The organism is Chryseobacterium polytrichastri, assembly GCF_900142445.1.
GTDB lineage: Bacteria > Bacteroidota > Bacteroidia > Flavobacteriales > Weeksellaceae > Chryseobacterium > Chryseobacterium polytrichastri.
This window is the reverse complement of the sequence record NZ_FRAV01000091.1, coordinates 1-1,604: the sequence shown is the minus strand read 5'-3', so window position 1 is coordinate 1,604 and position 1,604 is coordinate 1. Positions and strand designations below refer to the sequence as shown.

1 protein-coding gene is annotated in these 1,604 nt (G+C 33.3%); it reads right to left on the bottom strand.

What is annotated here, in order from left to right; translation table 11 throughout:
• Window positions 1–1,156: 1,156 nt before the first annotated feature.
• Window positions 1,157–1,492: a DUF4377 domain-containing protein gene (locus BUB80_RS23150; RefSeq protein ID WP_073298093.1), complete on the bottom strand. Its 336-nt coding sequence runs from the start codon at window positions 1,490–1,492 to the stop codon at window positions 1,157–1,159.
• Window positions 1,493–1,604: the final 112 nt, after the last annotated feature.

The following is a 1,604-nucleotide window of genomic DNA, read 5'->3' as shown; positions in this document are numbered from 1 at the left end:
TCAGTAGTCTCGGCATTACTTGTAAAGAGTGAGGTGTGTTGCAGACAAAATTAAAATGCTTGGATTGATCTGTTTTTAGGCTGGCTTTAAACCATTTATTCTAGCAATAGGGCACCTGATATTTACTGTCATTATTTGTGGTAAGCATTTTAATGTTCAGATCAGACATGATGTTCTGGCGTATAAAGTCCAGATCTATTTTTCAATTAAAAACTAAAAATTAAATATTATGAAAACGAAAGAAAGTTTCGCCAAAAAATTAAATAGAAATCAAATGAAGACAGTGTATGCCGGAGATTCTTCTAAATTATGTTCAGTTCCAAGTTCTTCTAATTTTCTGTGTATTTCTGATAGGAAATGTGCACAGGTCTGTGCTTCTGAAGGATATGCTGATGGGTCATGTCAGGGCTTACGTATTAAGTGCATATGCCGGAAGCCTTGTTAAATAGTAAAAATTATCTTAATAATCCTGCTGATATTTAAACGCAGTTTAAATATCAGCGTTTAAATGGTATATAGTCCTGTTTTTAATCAAAGATGGGTTTTCTGTGCTCTTCCCAGAGAATAGATTCCATCCTGGGACTGCCTTTCAAAAGCTTACCTACAAGTGGTGAGATACTTTCAAAATACAATATTGCTGACAAGATCCTGAAGTTTATAAAAGCTTCGCACGTTGTCCCCTCCCCAATAAAATCAATATTTTGTTTCATGTAACTAATCAAACTATTGAAATTGAGTGCCTCTGTCTGAATGAAAAATCAATCCTTTTGAAGTATTATTTTTTTTAAAGCCATTTTCCCAGCCGCTAAGCTTGTTTCTTCGGTACTCATTTGACTACTCAAGCCTCCTGCCAATTATTTTTCGGTCATATAAATCAATAATTGCTGTCAGGTATAAGAATCCTTCTTTGGTTTGAATATAAGTTGTCCATACTTTTGCTCGATCAGTAACGATGAAATTCCTGTCCAGCAAATTTTCTACCACTATATAATTGTGTTTTGAGTCGGTAGTAACTTTAAACTTTTTGCTCAGTTTACTTCTCAAAAAGTAGTAGAGGCCACTAAAATAGAGTGTCGAAAGATCACGAACCTTAGAAAAAAACACTGCAAATGGACTTAGACACTTTTTGGGGGCAGTCCATTTGCAGTGTTTTTAGTTATTTGGATTTTTTCTTTGAAACTTGTTTGACTAAAACATATTCTTCATTAACACCTTCAACAGGTTCTTTTGCTTTTTGGATTTTCACCAGAATTACATATTCAAAACCCGGTTTATAATTAAATCCTTTGATTGGATTTTGAAAATCTGACCATTCTTTTTGTGATTTATTGGTTTTTACCTGATAGCAGGCTCCTCTTTGAGTAATTCCTGCGCAGTTTCCTGTTTTAGGACCGATAATAAGAGTTTTAGTTTTTGCAGCAGTTTTCTGTGCAGATGCGAATACTGAGGATAATACTAACATACCCGTCAAAATTAATGTTCTGTTTTTCATTGAATTTAATTTTTTAGTTAGAGCCTGTTTAAAAATTGTTAATAAAAAAAGAGTAAGGGCTAAAAGTTTGATAAAAATTGTCATTTTAGAGTTGCAAAACAAAAAACGTCAA